Source organism: Selenomonas sp., from assembly GCF_057272215.1.
On sequence record NZ_DBHIUY010000001.1, the window covers coordinates 42007 to 61732 of the forward strand.

18 protein-coding genes and 1 riboswitch are annotated in these 19726 nt (G+C 46.7%); of the genes, 10 read left to right on the forward strand and 8 right to left on the reverse strand.

What is annotated here, in order from left to right:
- Nucleotides 1-160: 160 nt before the first annotated feature.
- The 5 genes from remB to dnaA all read right to left on the reverse strand — a co-directional run bounded on the left by remB (nucleotide 161) and on the right by dnaA (nucleotide 5424).
- The gene (remB, locus tag ACO5Z0_RS00205) at nucleotides 161-439 is read right to left on the reverse strand and encodes an extracellular matrix regulator RemB (protein WP_485648710.1); all 279 of its coding nucleotides are present in this window, start codon (nucleotides 437-439) and stop codon (nucleotides 161-163) included.
- Entirely contained in the window at nucleotides 420-1412 is a 993-nt protein-coding gene (locus ACO5Z0_RS00210) for a DciA family protein (RefSeq protein WP_485648711.1), read from the reverse strand. Before ACO5Z0_RS00210 ends, remB begins: the two co-directional genes overlap by 20 nt.
- On the reverse strand, nucleotides 1409-2533 hold the full coding sequence (gene recF, locus ACO5Z0_RS00215) for a DNA replication/repair protein RecF (RefSeq protein WP_485648712.1): 1125 nt from the start codon (nucleotides 2531-2533) through the stop codon (nucleotides 1409-1411). The genes ACO5Z0_RS00210 and recF overlap by 4 nt, the downstream gene beginning before the upstream one ends.
- 7 nt (nucleotides 2534-2540) lie before the next feature.
- Nucleotides 2541-3653 carry a DNA polymerase III subunit beta gene (dnaN, locus tag ACO5Z0_RS00220; protein WP_485648713.1) on the reverse strand — a complete coding sequence of 371 codons (1113 nt, stop codon included), beginning with the start codon at nucleotides 3651-3653 and terminating at the stop codon, nucleotides 2541-2543.
- Nucleotides 3654-3945: 292 nt separating this feature from the next.
- Nucleotides 3946-5424, reverse strand: coding sequence for a chromosomal replication initiator protein DnaA (gene dnaA, locus ACO5Z0_RS00225; protein ID WP_485648714.1), 1479 nt, complete (start codon nucleotides 5422-5424; stop codon nucleotides 3946-3948).
- A gap of 720 nt (nucleotides 5425-6144) precedes the next feature.
- On the opposite strand from dnaA, the gene rpmH reads away from it, so the two are divergent.
- The 9 genes from rpmH to ACO5Z0_RS00270 all read left to right on the forward strand — a co-directional run bounded on the left by rpmH (nucleotide 6145) and on the right by ACO5Z0_RS00270 (nucleotide 13762).
- A complete protein-coding gene (rpmH, locus tag ACO5Z0_RS00230; protein WP_006192627.1) occupies nucleotides 6145-6279 on the forward strand; it encodes a 50S ribosomal protein L34 in 135 nt (44 codons plus the stop codon).
- A 90-nt stretch (nucleotides 6280-6369) separates the two neighbouring features.
- Nucleotides 6370-6756, forward strand: coding sequence for a ribonuclease P protein component (rnpA, locus tag ACO5Z0_RS00235; protein ID WP_485648715.1), 387 nt, complete (start codon nucleotides 6370-6372; stop codon nucleotides 6754-6756).
- Nucleotides 6753-6962: a membrane protein insertion efficiency factor YidD gene (gene yidD, locus ACO5Z0_RS00240; RefSeq protein ID WP_442672549.1), complete on the forward strand. Its 210-nt coding sequence runs from the start codon at nucleotides 6753-6755 to the stop codon at nucleotides 6960-6962. The genes rnpA and yidD overlap by 4 nt, the downstream gene beginning before the upstream one ends.
- Nucleotides 6963-7072: 110 nt before the next feature.
- Nucleotides 7073-7690 (forward strand): YidC/Oxa1 family membrane protein insertase, encoded by a 618-nt coding sequence (locus tag ACO5Z0_RS00245; protein ID WP_442672548.1) that lies wholly within the window; start codon nucleotides 7073-7075, stop codon nucleotides 7688-7690.
- 1 nt (nucleotide 7691) lies between these two features.
- Nucleotides 7692-8714, forward strand: a complete 1023-nt coding sequence (gene jag, locus ACO5Z0_RS00250) for an RNA-binding cell elongation regulator Jag/EloR (protein WP_485648716.1) — start codon at nucleotides 7692-7694, stop codon at nucleotides 8712-8714.
- Nucleotides 8715-8781: 67 nt separating this feature from the next.
- Nucleotides 8782-10161 carry a tRNA uridine-5-carboxymethylaminomethyl(34) synthesis GTPase MnmE gene (gene mnmE, locus ACO5Z0_RS00255; RefSeq protein ID WP_485648717.1) on the forward strand — a complete coding sequence of 460 codons (1380 nt, stop codon included), beginning with the start codon at nucleotides 8782-8784 and terminating at the stop codon, nucleotides 10159-10161.
- An 11-nt stretch (nucleotides 10162-10172) separates the two neighbouring features.
- The gene (mnmG, locus tag ACO5Z0_RS00260) at nucleotides 10173-12050 is read left to right on the forward strand and encodes a tRNA uridine-5-carboxymethylaminomethyl(34) synthesis enzyme MnmG (RefSeq protein ID WP_485648718.1); all 1878 of its coding nucleotides are present in this window, start codon (nucleotides 10173-10175) and stop codon (nucleotides 12048-12050) included.
- Nucleotides 12050-12778 carry a 16S rRNA (guanine(527)-N(7))-methyltransferase RsmG gene (rsmG, locus tag ACO5Z0_RS00265; protein ID WP_485648719.1) on the forward strand — a complete coding sequence of 243 codons (729 nt, stop codon included), beginning with the start codon at nucleotides 12050-12052 and terminating at the stop codon, nucleotides 12776-12778. The genes mnmG and rsmG overlap by 1 nt, the downstream gene beginning before the upstream one ends.
- 210 nt (nucleotides 12779-12988) lie before the next feature.
- Nucleotides 12989-13762 (forward strand): head-tail adaptor protein, encoded by a 774-nt coding sequence (locus ACO5Z0_RS00270; protein WP_485648720.1) that lies wholly within the window; start codon nucleotides 12989-12991, stop codon nucleotides 13760-13762.
- Nucleotides 13763-13972: 210 nt separating this feature from the next.
- Here the strand turns inward: ACO5Z0_RS00270 and ACO5Z0_RS00275 are convergent, their stop codons facing one another.
- Nucleotides 13973-15145, reverse strand: a complete 1173-nt coding sequence (locus ACO5Z0_RS00275) for a phosphoribosylaminoimidazolecarboxamide formyltransferase (RefSeq protein ID WP_485648721.1) — start codon at nucleotides 15143-15145, stop codon at nucleotides 13973-13975.
- A 55-nt stretch (nucleotides 15146-15200) separates the two neighbouring features.
- Nucleotides 15201-15277: riboswitch (ZMP/ZTP riboswitch) on the reverse strand.
- 111 nt (nucleotides 15278-15388) lie between these two features.
- On the opposite strand from ACO5Z0_RS00275, the gene pfkA reads away from it, so the two are divergent.
- On the forward strand, nucleotides 15389-16351 hold the full coding sequence (gene pfkA, locus ACO5Z0_RS00280; protein WP_442672541.1) for a 6-phosphofructokinase: 963 nt from the start codon (nucleotides 15389-15391) through the stop codon (nucleotides 16349-16351).
- A 144-nt stretch (nucleotides 16352-16495) separates the two neighbouring features.
- Here the strand turns inward: pfkA and ACO5Z0_RS00285 are convergent, their stop codons facing one another.
- Both ACO5Z0_RS00285 and ACO5Z0_RS00290 read right to left on the reverse strand, forming a co-directional pair.
- Nucleotides 16496-18868 carry a homocysteine S-methyltransferase family protein gene (locus ACO5Z0_RS00285; protein WP_485648722.1) on the reverse strand — a complete coding sequence of 791 codons (2373 nt, stop codon included), beginning with the start codon at nucleotides 18866-18868 and terminating at the stop codon, nucleotides 16496-16498.
- A 75-nt stretch (nucleotides 18869-18943) separates the two neighbouring features.
- Nucleotides 18944-19618 carry a methionine synthase gene (locus ACO5Z0_RS00290; RefSeq protein WP_485648723.1) on the reverse strand — a complete coding sequence of 225 codons (675 nt, stop codon included), beginning with the start codon at nucleotides 19616-19618 and terminating at the stop codon, nucleotides 18944-18946.
- Nucleotides 19619-19726: the final 108 nt, after the last annotated feature.

Consider the following 19726-nt stretch of genomic DNA (forward strand, 5'->3'; position numbering starts at 1 on the left):
CTGCGCCCTTCGGGCTTGACTTCTTGGGGTTTCATGGTAAACTTTCAGGACATATGTTCAGCCGTCATGCAGAGAGGCATGAGTTACTTTTATACCCGTTTCCTGCGACAGCTTCATCAAAGAAGCACGCTGTACATATGTCCTCACGCCTTACAGAAACCTAACCAATCAGTCTGCGCCCTTCGGGCTTGACTTCTTGGGGTTTCATGGTAAAAGTCTCTTCTATACGTTTCTTCAAAGACTGTACGGAAATTATTGAAAAATATGCTTTCTCGTGAGTAAGAACAACGGAACTCGGCTCTTTTCCCATCTGCTTGCTGTATAGCTGCGCTTCTTTTGAAAAGGGATTTTCCGCCGCATTTTCGTACATAGACATATCAAAAATAGCAATGATGCGAGAAAAAGAAACAGAGTAGTCATCACCGAGATGAAGATACATGAAATCCCTCCCTAGGCTTTTTATCGCCTGCCACAGCTTTTGAAAACACTTCCGAGCGTTTTGGAAAAGGACGAAAAACTGCGCTTTCTGCCATCTCACGTCGAAGATCATAAAGTGTGCGGCGCAAAATTTCCTCTGTCAACTGTTCTGGGCGCAGCGCCCGATAAAGCATGACGAGCGTTTTCGCGTCCAAACTCGACCAATCACCGAATTCGATGCGACGCGCCAAATCTTGCGCAAGACGCGAGCGTTCTGCAGCAACCATCGCAGGCGTACAAGGAATATACTCCTTGATCTCAGTGTATCGCGCCCATGGAATATCGAAAAGACAACGACGAATCAAACGGCGCTTTTCCTTTTTCTCTTCACACGCACAAGAAAGGCATACATGATCTCTTCGGATAAGTCTGCCACAGTGCGGACAAGGACTTTCTCCCAATGTCTGCCGTGCCTTTTCACTCTTTTTCTTCACTTCCAAAATATGCAGGAGTTTCATACGCAAGCTCTTATTCGTTACAGCAGAAATCTCACGTCGACATTCTTCCTGCTCGTTCGGTGTCAAAATCATCTTTTTCAGGATGTCTTTATATTCCTCTTGCTCTTTTTCCTCAAAATTTTTTTCATCATCCTGTGCGCCGCGATGATATGCTTCGCTTTTTTCCCATGAAAAAATAAGCTCTTTTACCATCTCATAACCAGCAAAATTATTCACACGCGAAAGAATCATGATTTGCATGAGCATGATTTCGTTGCGCCACGCAGGAGCGGAAGCATATAATACAAGTTTATCTCCTTCAATCGCGAGAGGCCACACATGTGCAGCAACTGTATCACCGACAATTTTCCCCCAATGAAAGAGTACAAAGCGCTCCTGATATGCACGTTCAATCTTTTTCCCAAAAGAACGAATACTCTTCGGTATCACCTTATTGATTTTTTCCATGCCGGGATTGCGCCGATAAGAAAACTTCATGTCATACCTTTCTTTTTTGATACTTTTCCTGATACTATATAGAAAATATTGCCTGTTATTTTCATCGGCAAATAGGCTTCATCCGTTGCTGTAATCAAGGTTTGTATACGTTCCTTACCAATAAATTCCATAAGTCTTTCCCTGCGCGTACGATCCAACTCACTCATGACATCGTCAAGCAGCAAAATCGGATATTCCCCTGTTTCTGAGCGCAAAAACTCCAATTCAGAAAGTTTCAATGCGAGAACTCCCGTGCGCTGCTGTCCCTGCGAACCGAAAGAACGCAGGTTGATACCGTTTACTTTAAGAAGAATATCATCCCTTTGCGGACCGACACTCGTAGAACCACGCAAAACATCAAGTTCTCTCGATTCTTCAAGTTTTTTATTATACCACGAAATAAGTTCAGATGTCACGCAAGGCGGCTCTTCTGCACATCCATAGAGTTCATACGAAAGGGAAAGGTTTTCTTTTCCTGCCGAAATGCGCCTTTGCATGAGATTTGCAAGCATATTGAGTTTCTTGACAGCTAAAAAGCGTTTTTCCACAATACGCGCAGCGCTTTCAGCGAGTTGACCGTCCCAAAGAAGAAGCATGTCTTTTTTTGCACGTCTTTCTTTAATCTTCTTTAAAAGATTATTTCTTTGCATAAGAATCCGTGCATACTGCATGAGTTCATGCCCGTAAGCAGGGCTTGCCTGCGATAATTCACTGTCTAAAAAACGTCTTCTTTCCGAAGGAGCACCCTTAATCAAAAAAAGATCTTCAGGAGAAAAAAGAACAGCATTAAATGCGCCGAATAACTCTTTTGTTTTTATTATTTCACCATTTTTACGCATGATGCGGCGTTTGCCGCGCTGAAATTGAAACCCCAGCGTATTATCTACATCGAGCCGTTCAAAAAGTAAATGCAGTCTTGCTTCTGAAGCATCCCAAGCGATGAGATCTGAATCCGTTGTAGTTCGATGAGAGCGTCCCATAGCCGCATAGTAAAGAGCCTCCGCAATATTTGTCTTCCCCTGCGCATTTTCGCCAAGAAGTATGTTGATATTGGGAGACAAGCTGAGTTCAAGTTCTGAATAGTTTCGGAAATTTTTGAGTTGGAGGCTCTTTGCTTTCATCAGTATATCAATTCTGCGTACGAACAGGCGTCACAATGTATACAAAAGTAGGATTGTCCTCTTCGCGTACAGCCGCCGCCTGCAAGCTTTCATTGAGCAAAAAACGGAAATTTTTGCTGTTGAGATTCTTTAGAACATCTGTGACATATTTTGCATTGAAAGCGATATTGACGTTAGGACCTTCGATGATAGCTGCAACAATTTCATTCGCATTGCCTACATCCGGACTGTTGGATGATATATTAACTTGATTGCTGCCAAATTCCAAACGAATGATATTATAATCGGCAGAACGTGATATCAGGGAAACTCGGTCAACCGCATCTAAAAAATCTTCAGTATCAAGAGTAACTGTAGTGGCAAAACTCTTCGGTATTACACTTTCATAATTTGGAAATTGTCCTTCAATTAAACGTGACATAAATACGACATTTTCGAATTGGAAGCTCGCTTGATTGGACGAGCAGCAGACATCAACTTCAATGGGCATATCGGAATTTAAGGCGCGCAGAAGTTCGTTGAGAAGCTTTGCGGGAATAATGATATGAAGATCGCCGGAAAGATTTGCAACCACTTCTTTTTTTACAGAAAGTCGATGCGTATTTGTTGCTGCCATTTTCAAAGTTTCTCCATTAATTTCCATCTGGCAGCCTGTGAATATCGGTCGAGATTCATCGGTAGAGCAAGCAAAAACCGTTTTTTTAATGATGTCGCGCAGTATGTTGTCTTGGATCTTAAAATGGACGCCTTCTTGCAGGCGTTTGACTGTAGGAAAGTCATTTGCTGGCATAGAAAGAAATGTGAAGTTTGAAGCTGCCGATTGTATTTTACTTACATTTTCTCCTATTTCTTGTGAAATTGTAACGGTATCGCCAGGTAGACGCCGGATGACTTCTTGCATATAGCGTCCGGAAAGGACAATTTTTCCTTGCTCTTCAACGTCTGCTGGAATGGTGCTGATGATGCCTATTTCATTGTCTGTAGCATGCAGTTCTAACTGATTATCTCCTGCTTCGAGATATATTCCTGAAAGGACTGGAGTTTGAGGCTTATTTGCGATAGCTTTTGAGACGAGTTGGATCGCTTGGACAAGTTCATTTTTATGACAGGTAAATTTCATGGTTCTTCTCCTTTTGGATAGGGAAAATTTTTTAGGTGGTCTCTTATTGACTTATGTGACAAGTATATAATAAAGAATAGCCGTAATAGTAGTAGGGCTTGTGGAAATGTGGAAAAGGCATGTGGCGGCTTTGATATCAATAGCATGGATATGTGTATAATATTGTAGATAGATACGTTTTAGATATCCACATATACACAGAGGGAAAAGAAGAAAGCGTTTATCCACAAAGTTACCACAGGAATATACCAGAGTTTTCCACAGAGTTATGCACGATTATTCATGCTGTTTCTTATAAGTTTTCGATGCGCTGCATCAGCTGTTCGATTGTGCGGTCCAGTTTTGAATCTTCCTGTCTCTCTTTGCTGATCTTGTCGTATGCATGGATGACTGTTGTGTGGTCACGTCCACCGAAAGAAGCTCCGATCTGCGGCAGGGAGTTGTTCGTCAATTCGCGGCATAAGTACATGGCAATCTGCCGCGGCATAGCAAGGTTGCGCGTGCGCTTTTTGGCATGAAGATCGTCCAATCGCAGTTTGAAGTAAGAGGCGACGACTTCTTGTATGAGTTCCATCGTCACTTCGCGCGATTTGCCTGAAGGAAAGATATTGGCGAGCGCTTCGTTGACAAGGGAGGGGGTGATAGGCTGTTGTGTCAATGAAGCATAGGCGACGACTCTGGTCAGCGCCCCTTCAAGTTCACGGATGTTGTTGTCGATGCGATTGGCGATGGAGAACATCACGTCATTCGGTACATCGAGGTGTTCAAGCGCAGCTTTTTTTCTGAGAATCGCTATGCGTGTTTCAAGATCTGGCGCTTGGATATCGGTGATAAGTCCCCATTCAAAACGTGAGCGCAGACGATCTTCAAGCGTTTGTATTTCACGCGGATGACGGTCGCTCGATAAGATGATGTGCTTATTGGCGTCGTGCAGGGTATTGAACGTATGGAAAAATTCTTCCTGTGTGTGTTCTTTTTTTGAGAGAAACTGAATATCATCGACGAGGAGAATATCAATGTTGCGATATTTTTGACGGAAGGATTCAGGATTACCATCTCGGATGGAATTGATAAGTTCGTTGGTAAATTTTTCGCTCGAAATGTAAAGAACACGCATCTCAGGAAATTTTTCTAAGATTTTATGTCCTATGGCGTGCATTAAATGTGTTTTTCCAAGTCCAACGCCGCCATACATAAAGAATGGATTATAAACTTTTCCGGGGGATTCAGCAACAGCGAGTGCAGCCGCATGAGCAAAGCGGTTTGAGTTGCCTGTAACGAATGTGTCAAAAGTATAGTGGGAGTTTAATGATGAAGCATCTCCAGGAGGAATCATGCCCGGCATATCATAGGAACGAGCAAGTCCTTCTGTTTTTTGCGGGGCAGTTGAGTATGGAAAAAGCGGTTTTTCGGCACAAATTATTTCTTGAAGCATAGGACTGGAAGAGTTATTTTCCGGCAAAAGCGTTTCTTGAATCGGCGGGGATGGATAATCGTTCGTTTTAGGTTTGATGTCAAGGTTTTTTATTTCTATACGGAGTTTTTTCTTGGTTAGATCAAGTACAGCATCTTCCAAGAAAGGGATATAGCGTTTAGCTATCCATTCTCGTGCAAGCGCTGTTGGTGCGCCGAGTACGAGCGAGGTTTCGGAAAGTGACAGAGGTTTTACCGGACGAAGCCAATCGTTTAGGGTAAGTTCTGTCAAGGATTTTTGATCGAGGACTTTCTGCAGGATTTGCTCCCAAATCTCTTGCAGTTCTGATTGTTCCATGGAAAAATATCCTTTCTGTACATAATGTATGAAAACATGTCCTTATAATTATCCACATTTTTGTACACAATCTGTGGATAAAAACGAAATTCCTATTTGTGAAAAGAGTAAACTCTCAAGAGATATGTTCAGCCGTTGCATGAAATGGCACGGTTTGTTTTTCATCTGCTTTCTGTGATGGCATCGTCCATGAAAGAAAGATATTGAATAAACTGTGGAAATCGTATCCCTTTCTGTGGATAATGTGTATATCTTTGTGTATAACCTTTCAGGCGTGTGTTCAGTTGTCACATGAATTGGTATCTGTTGCTTTTTCACCCGTTTCCAGCGATAGCATCATTAGAGAGACGCACTGTACATACGTCCTTACGACTTAATAAAAGTCCGTTAATCAGTCTGCGCATGCGGCTTGACTTCTTGGGGTTTCATGTTAACTGCTTGCTGACTATAGAATATCTTAGCAGACTGCAAAAGAGTTATCAACAGGCATTTCGTTCCTGATGATTTAAAAATTGCTTTTGTACAAGAAAAAGCGGGAGATCATAACGGTGTTAAGAAAAAGCGGATAGAATGAAGGCGTTTGGATTTGCAGAGAGGACATGGAAAAACCTTGACACCCTTTTATCTCTGGGCTATAATTTAGCGTAGTTAAAAGCGATAGTAGGGGCGTTGTTTGTTCTTTTGCATTTTGACTAAATTTTTTTAAGGGGGTGGAATTTGATGAAGATGACATATCAGCCGAATAACCACTGGCGTAAAAAGACGCATGGTTTCCGTGAGCGCATGAAGACGAAAGGCGGCCGTCTTGTTCTGAAGAGAAGACGCGCAAAAGGCAGAAAGAAATTGTCGGCGTAAATTCGTTTCCTTGGCACTCACTAGGTCACTCCGGTGACCTTTTTTCATGAGGTGACAAAGCATTTTGATATTTGAATAGGAGTTTTTTGCATGTTTGGGCTGCCTAGAAATCGTATCTTGAAAAAGAAAAAGGATTTTCAGGCGGTATATTCTCGTGGTAAATCGTATGCAAACAGATTTCTCGTGCTTTATGTCTTTCGCTCGAATGGATTTCAAGGAAAAGTCGGCTTTGCCGCGGGCAAGAAGCTCGGTAATGCCGTCAAGCGTAATCGTGTCAAGAGATTGCTTCGTGAGTCATATCGTATGAATCAAGATGCGATTAAGGAGGGTGTTTCTCTTTTATTCGTAGGCAGGAAAGCTGCTGTTGATGCCGGTTGTCAGGATTTGGAGAAGGCGTTCCTTGCTCTTGCTAATAAAGCTGGCATTATGGCAGGAGATGTGGAGTTTTCAATAGAAAAAAGAAAGAATTGCCGATGAAAACGCTGGTGCTTTTTCTCATTCGCTTTTATCGCGTGTTCCTTTCTCCGCTGAAACCGCCTTCATGCCGTTATATTCCGACATGCTCGGAGTATGCAATCATTGCTGTTGAGAAATATGGGGTGCGAAGGGGAGGATTCCTTGCCGTCAAAAGGATTCTTCGCTGCCATCCCTTTCACGAGGGTGGTTACGACCCTGTACCATAAGGGAAAAATGGATAAAATTCAGCTTATTCGTGTTTTCTACAAGACTAGGATGTGGTGATTTGGAATTTTTGTCTTCGCTGTTTCACCCTTTTATTGCGGTGATTCAGTTTATGTTGGAGAATTTGTACGCTTTTACAGGTTTGCTTGGTTTTGAAAATTATGGTATTGCCATTATTTTGCTGACGATTCTCATCAAGGTGTGCCTCTATCCGTTGACAGTCAAACAAGTGCGTTCGATGAAGGGTATGCAGGAGCTGCAGCCGAAAATGAAGAAACTGCAGGAAAAGTATAGGGACAATCCGCAGATGATGCAGCAGAAGATCGGTGAGCTTTATCGGGAAGCCGGCGTCAATCCTTTGGCAGGCTGCCTGCCGCTTCTCATACAGATGCCGATTCTCATGGGGATGTTTTATGCACTGCAAGGTTACGCATATTCGGGAACACCGTCTTTTCTTTGGCTGACCTCTTTATCGGAGCCTGATCCGCATTATGTGCTGCCGGTGCTTTCTGCGCTTTCGACATGGTTTGTGCAGAAACAGACGTCATCGGAAATGAATCAGCAGATGAAGATCATGATGATTGTTATGCCGATTTTCATTGGTTGGATTAGTTTGAGTTTCGCTTCCGGTCTTGTACTTTATTGGGTGACGATGAATCTCGTGCAGATTGTGCAGCAATGGTGGATGTATCGCGGTGAGAATGGCACAGGAAAGAAGGGGGTTGCCTAATATGGCAGATTTCGTGGAAATGACCGGCAAAACGGTGGATGAAGCGATTGAAGCTGCTCTTTTTGCACTGCATCTGCCAAAAGAGCGCTGCACAATAGAGATCATTGAAGAACCGTCCAATGGTTTCTTGGGGTTGATTGGCAAACGATCGGCCAAGGTGCGCGTGACAGCAAAAGATGAGTCTTTGCCTGGGCAGGAATACGAAGTTCATCCGGTAAGAGAAACGGTACGGGAAGAAGTTCAGACACCGATTGTGCAGGTGGAAGAAGAAAATGCAGAAAAAACGATGGAAGGAGCGTATCCCGCATCTCGGAAAGAGAGCGCATCTGCTGATTTTCGCGGTTCTTCGGCGAGCGGCGAGGAAGCTATCGTAGATCGTGGTTTTTCTTATTCGCCTGCGAGGGAAAGTCGGTCTTTTTCCGAGCAGCGTCGTGAGCGTTTTTCACCGGACAGGCGTTCTTATGAGATGGATTCTTCTTCGTATACACGCAGCGATGGGTTTCGTACATCGACATCTTCTATTGATGCGACAGTTCCGCTCAAGAAAGCGGAGGATTTCTTACAGCAAATTTTTCGGGCGATGGAACTTGATGTTGCCGTTGAACGAAAAGAGCATCCGCATTCGTATGAGCTTAATCTTTCGGGGCATAATCTTGGAATCTTGATCGGCAAGCACGGGCAGACGCTCGATGCGTTGCAGTATCTTGTGAATCTCGCAGCGAATCAAGGACTGACGGAGGAGCGTGTGCGTATTGTTTTGGATATCGAAGGATATCGAGAACGCCGCGAGGAAACGCTCTATCGTTTGGCGGTACGCTTGGCGGATCGTTGCTGCCGCACAAATCAGCGTGTGGTCTTGGAGCCGATGAATCGCCATGAACGAAAGTTGATTCATTTGGCTTTGCAGGAGAATCATCGCGTTTTGACTTACAGTGCGGGTGATGAGCCTTTTCGCAAGGTTGTCATTGAGCCGAAGCATCGCGTTTCGCGAATGGATGGATACATGAGAGAAGAGGATTATTGATGTTTTGTATCGGGCTGTTGCATTGAGCGACAGCCCGTTTCTTTCATCACGGGAAGGGGATAAAAAAGTGCAGCAGGCAGATACGATCAGTGCTGTAGCAACGGCTGCCGGCGAAGGCGGTATCGGCATTGTTCGACTTTCGGGTCAGAGTGCTGTAGAAGTGGCTTCTCAGATGTTTCGCGCTGCCTGCGGTAAAAATCTTAACGAGATTGATGCAGGGGCGTTTCTTTATGGTACGATTGTACGCGAGGATGGTCGCCTTGTCGATGAGGCGATTTGTCTCATCATGCGTTCACCTCATTCGTATACGAAAGAAGATGTTGTGGAGCTGCAATGTCATGGCGGTGCGCTCTCCTTGCGCGAGGTTTTGGCTTTGACATATCAATACGGCGCACGTCCCGCAGAGCGCGGTGAATTTACAAAGCGTGCATTCCTGAACGGCAGGCTCGATCTTGCTGAGGCGCAGGCGGTTATGGATGTGGTGCAGGCAAAGACGGAAAAGGGCTTAGAAATGGCAGTGGGGCATCTTGCCGGATTTTTTTCTTCTCGCATACGCAAGATGCGTGAGGAGATTTTGATGTTTGTCGCGCATTTAGAGGCGGTTATTGATTTTCCAGAGGATGGCGTTGATGATATCGTGCTTGCCGATGCGCGTGAAAAGATCGAGGAGTTTCACACGAGGATATGCTCTGTTTTAGAGACAGCACATACGGGACGTATTTTGAGAGATGGTTGTGAAACAGCGATCATAGGTAAGCCGAATGTTGGAAAGTCTAGTCTCTTGAATGCACTTTTACGCGAGGAACGTGCGATTGTTACGGATATCCCGGGGACGACGCGTGATACTATTGAAGAGTATGTCAATATCGGAGGAATACCTCTTAAAATTATTGATACGGCAGGTATCCGTGAGACAGAAGATGAGGTGGAGCGTATTGGCGTGGAAAAGGCGCGCGCTCATGTAGAAAGTGCGGCTCTTGTGCTCGCACTTTTTGATGGATCACGTCCTTTGGAAGCGGCAGATGAGGAGATCTTGTCACTTCTTTCGGGAAAACAGGCATTTCTCGTCGTGACGAAGAAGGATTTGCCGCGTGTTCTTGATCTTAAAAAATTGAAAGAATGGACGGATTTCCCGTTGCTTGAGGTTACAACGAAGGAAGAGGACGGACTTTTGCCTCTGATTGATACCATTGTGAAGGTTGTTTATAAGAACGGTGAATCAGGTGCAGAGGGATCTTTCGTTGCCGATCTTCGAACGCAGGATATTTTGGGAAAAGCGGCAGAATATCTGGCATCGGCGCTTCGTGCTATTGATGAAGGGCTGGGGCTTGATTTCCTATCGATCGATTTGCGTTCTGCGTTAGAAAAGCTCGGGGAGATCACTGGAGAAACGGTGGGAGATGACATCATTAATGAGATATTTTCTCGTTTTTGTGTCGGCAAGTGAGGGGAAAGAGTTTGTTTATCGCTGGTGAATACGATATTATTGTCTTAGGTGCAGGTCATGCGGGGGTGGAGGCGGCGCTTGCGGCAGCAAAACTCGGCTGCCGTACGCTTTTAGCGACGATTTCTTTGGATAACATCGCTCTTATGCCATGCAATCCTTCGATTGGGGGACCTGCGAAGAGCCATCTTGTGCGCGAGATAGATGCGCTTGGCGGCGCTATGGCACTCAATGCCGATCAAGCGGCAATTCAATATCGTCTTTTGAATACGGGAAAGGGACCTGCGGTTCATGCGCTGCGGGCGCAAGAGGATAAGAAGGTCTATCAATTTCTGATGAAGGAACGCTGCGAAAGGCAGGATGGGTTGGAAGTAAAGCAGCTTCTTGCAGAAAAAATTCTTATTGAGGATGGGGCAGTGCGCGGCATCTTGGTGGAAACAGGTGAGATATATCTTGCTTCTGCTGTCATTCTCGCGACGGGAACGTATCTAAAGGGACGTATTGTCATTGGAGAGCATACGCACAGCGGTGGACCGAATGGGCAGAGAGCGGCAAAGAAGTTGTCTCACTCACTGATGGAGAATGGTATCAAGCTCATGCGCTTCAAGACGGGAACGCCTGCACGTCTTGATGCGCGCTCTCTTGATTATGCGAAAATGCAGATACAGCCGGGTGATGATGCGATGCGCAGTTTCTCGTTTTTGACGGAGGAAAGGACGTATGAGCAGCTGCCATGTTACTTAACGTATACGAATGAAGCGACACATGCGATTATTCGAGAGAATATTGATCGTGCGCCGATGGCAAATGGTATCATTGAAGGTATAGGACCGCGCTACTGTCCGTCGATCGAATCGAAGATTCTGCGGTTTCCCGATAAGGATCGTCACCAGCTCTTCTTAGAGCCGGAAGGGTGGCATACGCAGGAGGTTTATGTGCAGGGCATGTCGACGAGTCTGCCCATCGATGTGCAGGAAGCTTTCCTGCATACGATTCCAGGTTTAGAGAAGGCGCGTATCATGCGCCCTGGATATGCTATAGAGTACGATTGTATCGATCCGCTGCAGCTTTTGCCTAGCCTTATGTTCAAGAGAATTCAAGGATTCTTCTCAGCAGGGCAGTCGAACGGTACATCGGGTTATGAAGAGGCTGCAGCGCAGGGGCTTTTAGCAGGTGTCAATGCTGTGCGTTATATCCGCAGAGAAGCTCCGTTCATTCTGAGCCGTGCGGAAGCGTATATCGGTGTTCTCATTGACGATCTTGTGACGAAAGGGACGGATGAGCCGTACCGCATGATGACTTCTCGTGCCGAGTATCGCCTGCTTCTTCGACAGGATAATGCAGATTTGCGTCTGACGGAGAAAGGACGCGAGATTGGGCTTGTTGATGATACTCGCTGGAAGAAGTTCTTGGCGAAAAAGAATGGTATCATTGAGGCGAAAAAAAAGCTCGAAGAGGCAGTCATTCATCCGTCCGCTCAAACTCTTTCCTGCTTGAAAGCAGCAGGAATGGATCCCATACGCACATCGACGACACTTGCCGAACTCTTGCGTCGTCCAGAGATGAGTTACAGTAAGCTGTGCAGTTTGTTCTCGTTGGAGCGTTTGGCGCCGGAAATTGAAGAGCAGCTTGAAATCGGTATCCGCTATGAAGGATATATTGAAAAGCAAAAAGAACAAGTGCGGCGTTTGGAAAATCTGGAAGCGCACCGCTTGAGCGCTGATCTTGACTATAATGTTGTGCCAAGCCTTCGCGATGAGGCTCGTGAAAAACTGGCGGCGATCCGACCGCTTTCCGTGGGGCAGGCAAGCCGTATCTCGGGGGTTTCTCCGGCAGATATCTCGGTTTTATTGGTTTGGCTTGAGCAGGAGCGTCGCAGAGGGAGGACATAATGTTTCGAGAAGAGCTGGAAAAAGCGGCGCTCCTCTACGGGATGCCGCTCGATGCAGATCAAATAGATAAGTTCAGTATCTATTATGATTTGTTGATGGAATGGAATCGAAAGATGAATCTCACAGCGATCACCGAACCTAAAGAAGTCGCTTTGAAACATATCATTGATTCTTTGACAGCGCTTCGAGGTATGGAGCAGGTGGATTCTTTCAGTCTCATTGATGTGGGAACCGGGGCAGGATTTCCGGGAATACCTTTGAAGATTCTTTGCCCGGGTATGCGTCTCTTGCTCCTTGATTCTTTAAAGAAACGTGTGCATTTTCTTGAAACAGTCGTCAAAGCGCTTGATCTCAAATATGTCGAGTGTCTGCACGGTCGTGCTGAAGAAGCGTCACGAGATAAAAAGCTGCGCGAGTGCTTTGATGTTGCGGTATCACGCGCGGTTGCACGCCTTTCTGTTCTTTCTGAGTATCTTTTGCCTTTCGTGCGCATAGGCGGCAGAGCGATCGCTTTGAAGGGTATGCGTTACGCGGAAGAAGTGCAGGAGGCAAAATATGCTGTTCGGATTTTAGGCGGTGCGAAAATAGAGGAAATTCCCGTTACGTTACCCAGTCTTTCCGATAAGCGTGCGGTTCTTGTCATGGAAAAAGTGCGTGTGACGCCGAGAACTTATCCGCGCAAGGCAGGTATGCCGACAAAGTTTCCTCTAGTACAGGTTGACTATTAACGTTGTGTGGAAAAAAGACGATATATCTTGAAGAGACGGAAAGGACGGTGTTTCGGAGTGTGGAAAAAGAAGATAGCAGCTGTTTTGGGTGCGGCTTTTTTTACAGGCAGTTTGATTTTTAGCTCGACAGCTTCGGCATACATCATAAATGTCGGTATGGAAGATCTCGCCGCACAAGAAAAAAAGGCAGCGGATACCGATAAGAAGGAAATGAAAGAGAAAAAGGCGGTTCCAGAGAAGAAAACGGAGCAGCAAAAGCCGGCGGCACAGCAAAGTCAAAAGGCAGAGAAGAAGCCGGAGAGCAAGGGAAACACGCCGGAAATGGAGCGTTTGCAGGAGAAGAAGGACAATGCTTCTATGAAGGCGTCGGAGAACAAGACGGCAAATGAACCGAAGAAACGCATGGAAGAAAAGATGGCAACGGAGCCGAAAATGCTAAAAGCACCGGCGCAGGAGAAGCATGGGAATCCGCCGAAAATACTTGCACAGGAAAAATCGAAAGAGGCATCCAAGCCCGCAGAAAATACATCTGCCAAAAAGAATAAGGGGAATACAAAAGAGCGTTTTCAAGAGATATTTCGTGATAACTCCTTTATCTATTCAATGGATACGCAGAGCGCACGCTATATCCCGATACCGAATCGTCAAGATAAGATGATTGACGTTTGGGTGAAACTCATACCGAATACGTTCTCTGATGGTGATACCAGTGCAGGGAAATATTATCTTGAGCATTATTATATCAACCCTAAGACGCAGCAGATCCAATTTCTCTGTGAACTTGAGGTTACGGGCAGGCCGTCAAATGCCATCAAGGAGCGTTCTTACAGTTCACAGAATTGGGAGAATCTCGTACCCGGAAGTGTAGAAGACGATATATACCATGCGGTTGTGAAAAAGGTGAAAAGTTCTTCCGGTGTTGGCGGTGCGATGAGTCCGTCAGTTAAAGATATGCTTGATGATTATTTGAACATCGCTATCTAAAGAAAGCATGGGAAAACCTGTGGATAAGGTTTGTGGAAATAACGCAAATCTATCCGCTTTATCCACAGATTTTTACTATAATTGTTTTATATGTGGATAGAAATGTGGATAAGTTGCAGGGAATATGGATAACGCTGATGTTTACCCACAAGCAATAAGAAAAGAGGCTGTTGCAAACAAATGCAGCAGCCTCTTTAGATTGAAATGGTATCAGTGATGGAAAAGGCGAATATGTGTCATCGCCATGAACATGTTGTATTTATCAGCGGTTTCAATGACGTTGTCATCGCGAATGGAACCGCCGCTTTGGGCGATGTAAGAAACGCCGCTCTTGTGGGCGCGTTCGATATTGTCGCCAAAAGGGAAGAAAGCGTCGGAGCCAAGTGCGACTTCTGTTGCTGTCTTGAGCCAAGCAGATTTTTCTTCAGGCAGGAATACCGGCGGTTTTTCTGTGAAAATGCGCTTCCATTCGTTGCTTTCAAGGAGATCTTTATATTCATCGGAAAGATAGACATCTATGGCATTGTCACGGTCGGGACGGCGTACATCATTCTTGAATGGTAGAGAGAGAACCTGCGGGCTTTGGCGTAAATACCAAATATCGGCTTTGTTCCCTGCCAAGCGCGTGCAGTGGACGCGCGACTGCTGGCCTGCGCCGATGCCGATCGCCTGTCCGTCCTTGGCGTAGCAGACGGAATTAGACTGCGTGTACTTTAAGGTGATGAGAGAGAGCAGAAGGTCACGTTTAGCATTGGCGGGCAGATCTTTATTTTTCGTTACGACATCTTTCAGACAATCATCTGTGATGGCGATATCGTTGCGTTTTTGTTCAAAGGTCACGCCAAAGACCATTTTTGTTTCCTTCTCTGGTGGCATATAAGCGGGATCCATTTGAATAATAAGATAATTGCCCTTGCGCTTTGTTTTGAGGATTTCAAGCGCTGCTTCGGAATAGGCGGGCGCAATGATGCCGTCGGAAACTTCGCGCTGTAGGAAGGAAGCCGTCTGTGCGTCGCATGGATCGGACAAAGCGACAAAATCGCCATAGGAAGACATACGGTCAGCGCCACGCGCACGGATATAGGCGGTTGCGACAGGTGACAGATCAATTCCCTCAACGAAGTAGGTTTGTTTCAATGTGTCCGAGAGCGGCACGGCGACAGCGGCTCCTGCAGGGCTGACATGCTTGAAAGAGGCAGCTGCGGGAAGGTGCGTGGCTTTTTTTAGCTCTTGTACAAGCTGCCAGCTGTTCATGGCATCAAGCAGATTGATGTATCCGGGCTTGCCGTTCAAAACTTGGAAGGGAATATGCCCATTTTCCATATAAACGCGTGCGGGTTTTTGGTTTGGATTGCAGCCATATTTCAGTTCGAGTTCTTTCATTAGAATCGCTCCTTTTTGATTTTCCATAAAAAAACGACCACGGGCACACGAAATCATTTACTGCCCAGACGGTCGGCTTTTTCTGCTGCACTCCCTTGTGGTCATCCACTTCCGTCAGTCATGCAGCTTATGGTTTCAATGTATCATTCTCGTTCTTTTTTGTCAAGTCCGTTCCTTTCCGAACGCTGATGTGGTATGATGTAAGAAAGGTTTTCCTTGGGGATCTATGGGAGGGATTTTGTGATGTTGAATTGTATCGGTGTTTTAACGAGCGGCGGCGATAGTCCCGGCATGAACGCGACAACGCGTGCGGTTGTTCGTACGGCGCTCTTCGAAGGTGCGGAAGTGTGGGGGATTCATAACGGATACCGTGGGATTTTGGACGATGAGATGTTCAAAATGGAGCGAAAAGATGTCGGTGATATTATACAGCGCGGCGGTACATTTCTTGGTACGGCGCGTTGCCATCGTTTCATGACGCCGGAAGGACGTGCAGAAGCGTATGAAAAACTCAAGGCGAAGGGAATTGAAGGACTTGTCATCATCGGCGGCGACGGCAGTCTGCGCGGCGCTTCGCTTCTGAGTGAAGAGCATGGCATTCCTATTGTGGGACTGCCGGGCACGATTGATAACGATGTCTGGGGTACAGATTATACGATCGGCAGCGATACAGCAGCGAATACGATTATTGATGCAATCAATAAGCTGCGTGATACGGCGTCAGCGCATCGCCGCGTCGTTGTTCTTGAGGTCATGGGGCGTCATTGCGGCTGGCTCGCTTTGATGAGCGGGATTTCAGGCGGCGCAGAATATATTCTTGTACCGGAAGAGGATTTTGATCTCGAAGAGATCAGCAATGAGATCAAGGAAGCCTACAAGAAGGGAAAGCGTTATATTCTTGTCGTCGTTGCCGAAGGTGCGGGCAGCGGCATCGAGGTCGGAAACTTCATCGCTGAACATACGGACATCGAAACGCGCGTTTCGGTACTCGGTCATATACAGCGTGGCGGCACGCCGTCTGTCATTGATCGAGTGAAGGCGAGTCAGCTCGGTGAAAAGGCAGCGCTCGCGATTCTCTCAGGTCTTTCCAATGTTGTATTCGGCTTTCATAGCGGTAATGTCGTTGCCATTGATCTGCATGATGCCGTGACGAATAAGAAAAAACTTGATCCAGAATATATGCGCCTTGCAAAAGTATTGGCATGAGAAGCCAGTGTTTCTAAAAGAAGAAGGAGCCTCCTTTACACGGGAAGCTCCTTTTTGTTTTGATGTTTCACGTGAAACATGGACTAGGGAAATTACGGATAAATGGAATACTTTCGCTTTGCATATTTTTTGCTAAAACTTCCGTTATTCGCCGACGAAATTCTTGGCAATTTTTACTGCACTCACGCCATCGTTTGCATAGGCGTCAGCACCTGCGCTCGTGGCGTAATCTTCGGTGACGGCGGCGCCGCCGACGATGATACGGGCTTCGCTTCCGGCTTCACGGAGCTTTTTGACAACTTTATCAATCTGGGTCATGGTTGTTGTCATGAGGGCGCTGAGACCGACGATATCGGCTTCTTTTTCGAGAGCTGTGCGTACAATGGTATCGGCATCAACATCTTTGCCGAGGTCGATCAATTTGAAGCCGCTGTTTGATAGAAGGGCTGAGACGATATTTTTGCCGAGATCGTGTACATCGCCTTTGACCGTTGCCATGACGACAGTTCCTTTGTTTTCCGTCTGCTGTGCCGGCAGAAGTTCTTTGATCTTTTGAAAAGCGGAGCGCATCGCTTCGGCGGAGAGTAAGACTTGCGGCAGGAATACACGACCTGCACCAAAATCGACGCCGATGTCATTCATGGCGGCGGTCAGAGCCTTCTCCGTGATCTCATGCGATGAATGACCTTCGCGGATCGCTCGCTCGGTAAGTATAGCGATGCTTTCCGAAGCGCCGTCGATGACTGCCTGTTTGATTGCAGATAGTACGTCACCTTCGATTGGCTTTGCTGTCGCTGCTTTTTTTGGTGTTTTTAGGTTTGCTTCATTACGACTGAAGGCAATGCCACGCGGGTCTTTTCCCATAAGTGCAGCGCTTGCCATTAAGGTTTCCTGCATTTTCTCATCGTAAGGATTCATGATCGGTGCATCAAGCCCTGCAGCAAGACACATGGCAAAGAAGGTGCTGTTGATCAAGGGACGATTCGGTAAGCCGAAGGATACATTGGATAGACCCATCGTGGCAGGATAGCCAAAACGCGTGCGATAAATCTGCAAGGTTTTTAGAACTTCAAGGCAGGCGTTTTGGTCAGCGGATATGGTCATGACAAGCGCATCGAGCAGAAAATCGCCGTCTTTTAGACCATTCTTCTTTGCCGCTTCGATGATACCATTTATTACAGATGCACGATCTTCAGCGCTCTTTGGTACGCCGTCTTCTGTGATGGGAAGACAGAGAATAGCTGCACCGTACTTTTTCGCCAAAGGCAGGAATTCTTCGATGCGTTCTTTTTCAGCGCTGACCGAATTGATGAGAGCGCGTCCTGGATAAGCACGCAGACCGGCTTCAAGAGATTTGGTATCACTGGTATCAATCGCAAGCGGTGCATCGGTGATTTGTGATACTTCTCGAATGGCATCATGCATCGCCTGTACCTGGTCGATACCGCCAACGCCCATGTTGACGTCTAGGAGATGAGCGCCTGCACGGACTTGGTCGACAGCTTCGCGCTTTACAGAGAAGAGTGAACCATTCTTTATTTCCTCAGCGAGTTTTTTTCTTCCGGTTGGATTGATGCGTTCACCAATGAGCGTGGTTGGAAGATTTTTGTCGATAATGACGGTCTTGCTGCGGCTTGTGAGACGCAGGCGTGTATCGGCAGGCTTTCGTTCGGCTTCAGGAAGATTTTTGACGGCGGCGGCGAGTGCTTGTATATGTGCGGGCGTTGTGCCGCAGCAGCCTCCGAGATACGTTGCACCGGCAGCGACGAGTTTTGGTCCCCAGTCGGCAAACTCTGCAGGCCCCATAGGGAAGATCGTTCTGCCGTTCTCAAGACGCGGCATACCGGCGTTGGGAAGAACACTGATGGGGATGGAGCAGTTATCAGCAAGTGTCTGTACGATAGGGACGAGCTGCTCAGGACCGAGTGAGCAGTTTACGCCGATGATACTCGCGCCAAGCGCTTCCAATGTGACGGCGGCAGTCTGGGGGTCGGTGCCTGTTACGGAACGTCCATCCTCGCTGTAGGAAAGTTGGCAGATCACGGGTAGGTTCGTCGCGTCTTTGGCTGCTAAGAGACCTGCGCGCATCTCCTGAATGTCGATGCACGTTTCAAAGAGCAGATAATCTGCACCCGCATCGGCAAGGGCTTTGGCCTGTTCGTAGAAAGCTCCGTAGGCATCTTCAAATGCGAGATCACCGAGAGGGACGATGAAGCGCCCCGTAGGCCCGAGAGAGCCGACGATCTTGGCGCGTCCTCGGGATGCTTCATGTGCGATTCGCACCGCCGCTTGATTGATTTCCACCACGCGATCTTCTAAGCCATAGTGGTCAAGTTTCAAGGCGGAGGCTCCGAAGGTATTCGTTTCTATCATTGTAGCACCGGCATCGATATATGCTTCATGGATTTTTCTCACGACATCGGGTTGTTCGATGTTCATGAGTTCGGGGCAACCTCCGGCTTTTAAGCCGCCTTCTTGCAGCATCGTTCCCATAGCGCCGTCAAAGATATGAATCATAGATAGTCTCCTTACGTTAGTATCCATTATTGATGAATGGTATCATCGATGAACTTGTAATAAATAATTTTGGTATCAACTGCTTTTCCGCGAGGGGCAGTCGACTTTGTCGCAGGCAGCACAGCCGCTTGGCGTATGCGGCTCTGGCGTCGTTTGCTGTGGTACAAGCCCGATGATCGCAGTAATGGATTTACGCGGTACGAGCATCGAGGCTTCACTGAGATGGACACCGATCTTTTCACTTTCTGCTAAGCGCACCATTTCTGACTGTTGATCGAGCGGCCAATCACCGTAACCGGGACTGAAGCGCCAGCGCATGGTGTAACCTTCTTTTGCTGCTTTTGGTTCGATCGCTTTTTCCATCGCATCAGCGACTTGCTCGACAGCGGCTGTGGCGGCAGCGTCAAGAATGACAGAATAAGCATAGCGTCCCTCTGAGAAGTATTTTGTCACATGATCCTCTATGGCATCACCGACACTCGCTGAAAGAATGATAACCTTTTCAGCTTTTGCAAGATGTTTAGCGATGAGGTTTCCTTCCATAGTAAAAGGGGGGGCAGCGAGTACCGTTTGCTTTGCTGCATCGTAATCGTAAAGCTGCCATATACCACGAGGTTCGGCAAGGAGACGCGCTTCTAAGCACGCCTCCTCAATGAGTTTTTCGTCGAAATCCTTTGCCTTATTCAATCCGGCATAACGACGAGTTTCCTTTGGATCAATATGGAGCAGGACTGTATTGTAAATGGGCATAAAACTCCTTCTTTCCGGGTATCGAATGGGATGGATGTTTCACGTGAAACATCCATCTTCATGTATGATGGGTGGACTTGGATACTTTCCCCCATCAGTATATCATGC